Raw genomic sequence first — 5,301 nt, 5'->3', positions numbered from 1 at the left:
CGGCCTTGAAAAAAGGTGTTGACGAAGCGGAAAAGCCGGCTATAATGGGCGGCTCGCTACGAAGGAAACTTCGCAGCACACGGGAACGGCGCTGAGGCCACTTCCCCTGATCTTTGAAAGTATGCGCAGGTATATTGTGAAGACGCCCTGCAGGAAGGATGACTTGTCCATCTTGCAGACGTTTGATCAAGCAATAAGTCACGTTTAAACACGTAATGAGTTGCCGGAATCATTCATCTGCAGCTTTAAGTATTTGCCTTCGGGCATGTAGTTTTAAGTGAAGAGTTTGATCCTGGCTCAGAGTGAACGCTGGCGGTAGGCCTAACACATGCAAGTCGAACGGCAGCACAGAGGAGCTTGCTCCTTGGGTGGCGAGTGGCGGACGGGTGAGGAATACATCGGAATCTACTTTTTCGTGGGGGATAACGTAGGGAAACTTACGCTAATACCGCATACGACCTTCGGGTGAAAGCAGGGGACCTTCGGGCCTTGCGCGATTGAATGAGCCGATGTCGGATTAGCTAGTTGGCGGGGTAAAGGCCCACCAAGGCGACGATCCGTAGCTGGTCTGAGAGGATGATCAGCCACACTGGAACTGAGACACGGTCCAGACTCCTACGGGAGGCAGCAGTGGGGAATATTGGACAATGGGCGCAAGCCTGATCCAGCCATACCGCGTGGGTGAAGAAGGCCTTCGGGTTGTAAAGCCCTTTTGTTGGGAAAGAAAAGCAGCAGGTTAATACCCCGCTGTTCTGACGGTACCCAAAGAATAAGCACCGGCTAACTTCGTGCCAGCAGCCGCGGTAATACGAAGGGTGCAAGCGTTACTCGGAATTACTGGGCGTAAAGCGTGCGTAGGTGGTTGTTTAAGTCTGTTGTGAAAGCCCTGGGCTCAACCTGGGAACTGCAGTGGAAACTGGATGACTAGAGTGTGGTAGAGGGTAGCGGAATTCCCGGTGTAGCAGTGAAATGCGTAGAGATCGGGAGGAACATCCATGGCGAAGGCAGCTACCTGGACCAACACTGACACTGAGGCACGAAAGCGTGGGGAGCAAACAGGATTAGATACCCTGGTAGTCCACGCCCTAAACGATGCGAACTGGATGTTGGGTGCACTTTGGCACGCAGTATCGAAGCTAACGCGTTAAGTTCGCCGCCTGGGGAGTACGGTCGCAAGACTGAAACTCAAAGGAATTGACGGGGGCCCGCACAAGCGGTGGAGTATGTGGTTTAATTCGATGCAACGCGAAGAACCTTACCTGGCCTTGACATGTCGAGAACTTTCCAGAGATGGATTGGTGCCTTCGGGAACTCGAACACAGGTGCTGCATGGCTGTCGTCAGCTCGTGTCGTGAGATGTTGGGTTAAGTCCCGCAACGAGCGCAACCCTTGTCCTTAGTTGCCAGCACGTAATGGTGGGAACTCTAAGGAGACCGCCGGTGACAAACCGGAGGAAGGTGGGGATGACGTCAAGTCATCATGGCCCTTACGGCCAGGGCTACACACGTACTACAATGGTAGGGACAGAGGGCTGCAAGCCGGCGACGGTAAGCCAATCCCAGAAACCCTATCTCAGTCCGGATTGGAGTCTGCAACTCGACTCCATGAAGTCGGAATCGCTAGTAATCGCAGATCAGCATTGCTGCGGTGAATACGTTCCCGGGCCTTGTACACACCGCCCGTCACACCATGGGAGTTTGTTGCACCAGAAGCAGGTAGCTTAACCTTCGGGAGGGCGCTTGCCACGGTGTGGCCGATGACTGGGGTGAAGTCGTAACAAGGTAGCCGTATCGGAAGGTGCGGCTGGATCACCTCCTTTTGAGCAAAAAGACAGCACCATCCTGTCGGGCGTCTTCACAAAGTACCTGCATTCAGAGAATCAAGCCGGAATGTCGGCTTGGAAGTCCCTTTTGGGGCCTTAGCTCAGCTGGGAGAGCACCTGCTTTGCAAGCAGGGGGTCGTCGGTTCGATCCCGACAGGCTCCACCACGTTCGAGCTGTGTACCGGAAAATCTTTCCGGGTCTGTAGCTCAGGTGGTTAGAGCGCACCCCTGATAAGGGTGAGGTCGGTAGTTCGAGTCTACCCAGACCCACCATTCTCTGAGTGATATGCATACTTACTAATTTATATGGATCGGCACTGTGGCCGGTACATGTTCTTTTAAAACTTGTGACGTAGCGAGCGTTTGAGATATCCATCTCGACGTGTCGTGAGGCTAAGGCGGAAGACTTAAATGTCTTCTTATTAATTGAGTCGTTATATTCGTATCTGGGCTTTGTACCCCCAGGTCAATGATGTAACCGCAAGGCAACTTGAGGTTATATGGTCAAGCGAATAAGCGCACACGGTGGATGCCTTGGCGGTCAGAGGCGATGAAGGACGTGGCAGCCTGCGAAAAGTATCGGGGAGCTGGCAACAAGCTTTGATCCGGTAATGTCCGAATGGGGAAACCCACCCGCTTGCGGGTATCCTGCAGTGAATACATAGCTGCTGGAAGCGAACCTGGTAAACTGAAATATCTAAGTAACCAGAGGAAAAGAAATCAACCGAGATTCCGTAAGTAGCGACGAGCGAACGCGGACTAGCCCTTAAGCTGATTTGGTTCTAGGAAAACGCTCTGGAAAGAGCGGCCATAGAAGGTGATAGCCCTGTATCTGAAAGGGCCATTTCAGTGAAGACGAGTAGGGCGGGGCACGTGAAACCCTGTCTGAACATGGGGGGACCATCCTCCAAGGCTAAATACTACTGACCGACCGATAGTGAACCAGTACCGTGAGGGAAAGGCGAAAAGAACCCCGGAGAGGGGAGTGAAATAGATCCTGAAACCGTGTGCGTACAAGCAGTAGGAGCCTCGCAAGGGGTGACTGCGTACCTTTTGTATAATGGGTCAGCGACTTACTGTTCGTGGCAAGCTTAACCGTATAGGGGAGGCGAAGGGAAACCGAGTCTGATAAGGGCGCATAGTCGCGGGCAGTAGACCCGAAACCGGGTGATCTAGTCATGGCCAGGGTGAAGGTGCCGTAACAGGTACTGGAGGCCCGAACCCACGTCTGTTGCAAAAGACGGGGATGAGCTGTGATTAGGAGTGAAAAGCTAATCGAACCCGGAGATAGCTGGTTCTCCTCGAAAGCTATTTAGGTAGCGCCTCATATGTATCCTCTCGGGGGTAGAGCACTGTTATGGCTAGGGGGTCATCGCGACTTACCAAACCATTGCAAACTCCGAATACCGAGACGGACTGTATGGGAGACACACGGCGGGTGCTAACGTCCGTCGTGAAAAGGGAAACAACCCAGACCCACAGCTAAGGTCCCAAATTCACTGCTAAGTGGAAAACCATGTGGAAAGGCACAGACAGCCAGGAGGTTGGCTTAGAAGCAGCCACCCTTTAAAGAAAGCGTAATAGCTCACTGGTCGAGTCGGTCTGCGGGGAAGATTTAACGGGGCTAAGCAGTGAACCGAAGCTTGGGGTGTGCATATTTATATGTACGCGGTAGAGGAGCGTTCCGTAAGCCGTTGAAGGTGGATTGAGAAGTCTGCTGGAGGTATCGGAAGTGCGAATGCTGACATGAGTAACGATAATGCGGGTGAAAAACCCGCACGCCGAAAGCCCAAGGTTTCCTTGCGCAACGTTAATCGGCGCAGGGTGAGTCGGCCCCTAAGGCGAGGACGAAAGTCGTAGTCGATGGGAAGCAGGTTAATATTCCTGCACCTCGCGTAAGTGCGATGGAGGGACGGAGAAGGTTAGGCGTACCAGGCGTTGGTTGTCCTGGGGAAAGGCGGTAGGTTTGGATCTTTGGCAAATCCGGGATCCTCTAAGACCGAGCACCGAGACGAGTCTTTAAGACGAAGTCGCTGATACCACGCTTCCAGGAAAAGCTCCTAAGCTTCAGCTTACGCAGACCGTACCGTAAACCGACACAGGTGGGTAGGATGAGAATTCTCAGGCGCTTGAGAGAACTCGGGTGAAGGAACTAGGCAACATGGCACCGTAACTTCGGGAGAAGGTGCACCCTTTTTGGTGGCTCATGCGAGCTATAGCTGAAGAGGGTCGCAGTAACCAGGCCGCTGCGACTGTTTATCAAAAACACAGCACTCTGCAAACACGAAAGTGGACGTATAGGGTGTGACGCCTGCCCGGTGCTGGAAGGTTAATTGATGGGGTCAGCCGCAAGGCGAAGCTCTTGATCGAAGCCCCAGTAAACGGCGGCCGTAACTATAACGGTCCTAAGGTAGCGAAATTCCTTGTCGGGTAAGTTCCGACCTGCACGAATGGCGTAACGACAGCGGCGCTGTCTCCACCCGAGACTCAGTGAAATTGAAATCGCTGTGAAGATGCAGCGTTCCCGTGGCAAGACGGAAAGACCCCGTGAACCTTTACTATAGCTTTACACTGAACGTTGAGTTCGTCTGTGTAGGATAGGTGGGAGGCTATGAAACCATGGCGCTAGCTGTGGCGGAGCCAACCTTGAAATACCACCCTGTCGTGCTTGACGTTCTAACCTAGGTCCATAATCTGGATCGGGGACCGTGTATGGTGGGTAGTTTGACTGGGGCGGTCTCCTCCTAAAGAGTAACGGAGGAGCTCGAAGGTACGCTCAGCGCGGTCGGACATCGCGCACTGTGTGCAAAGGCATAAGCGTGCTTGACTGCAAGATCGACGGATCAAGCAGGTAGGAAACTAGGACTTAGTGATCCGGTGGTTCTGTATGGAAGGGCCATCGCTCAACGGATAAAAGGTACTCCGGGGATAACAGGCTGATACCGCCCAAGAGTTCATATCGACGGCGGTGTTTGGCACCTCGATGTCGGCTCATCACATCCTGGGGCTGTAGTCGGTCCCAAGGGTATGGCTGTTCGCCATTTAAAGTGGTACGCGAGCTGGGTTCAGAACGTCGTGAGACAGTTCGGTCCCTATCTGCCATGGGCGTTGGAGATTTGAGAGGGGCTGCTCCTAGTACGAGAGGACCGGAGTGGACGAACCTCTGGTGTTCCGGTTGTCACGCCAGTGGCATTGCCGGGTAGCTATGTTCGGAAGCGATAACCGCTGAAAGCATCTAAGCGGGAAGCGCGCCTCAAGATGAGATCTCCCGGGGCACAAGCCCCCTGAAGGAACCATATAGACTATGTGGTTGATAGGTCAGGTGTGTAAGTACAGCAATGTATTGAGCTAACTGATACTAATGATCCGAGCGGCTTGACCATATAACCTCAAGTTGCCTTGGCCGACATGACATGTCGATCGATATGCAAACGCAAGCTACGTCACAAGACCAAACGCGAGACGGTGCGGCTGCCCCA

The 5,301-nt window shown here is 53.3% G+C and carries 2 tRNA genes and 2 rRNA genes; all 4 read left to right on the top strand.

Features of this window, described 5'->3' with window-relative positions:
- Positions 1-274 precede the first annotated feature (274 nt).
- Positions 275-1,819, top strand: a 16S ribosomal RNA gene (locus FHY09_RS16335).
- 93 nt (positions 1,820-1,912) lie between these two features.
- Positions 1,913-1,988 (top strand) — tRNA-Ala (locus tag FHY09_RS16330).
- Positions 1,989-2,018: 30 nt separating this feature from the next.
- Positions 2,019-2,095 (top strand) — tRNA-Ile (locus FHY09_RS16325).
- Between the two features lie 229 nt (positions 2,096-2,324).
- Positions 2,325-5,205: ribosomal RNA gene (locus FHY09_RS16320) — 23S ribosomal RNA — on the top strand.
- Together the 16S and 23S rRNA genes with 2 tRNA genes alongside form the textbook arrangement of a ribosomal RNA operon.
- Positions 5,206-5,301: the final 96 nt, after the last annotated feature.

This window comes from Xanthomonas sp. 60 (genome assembly GCF_011761925.1).
Note: the sequence above shows the minus strand (reverse complement) of the source record. Positions and strands in the feature narration are given on the sequence as shown.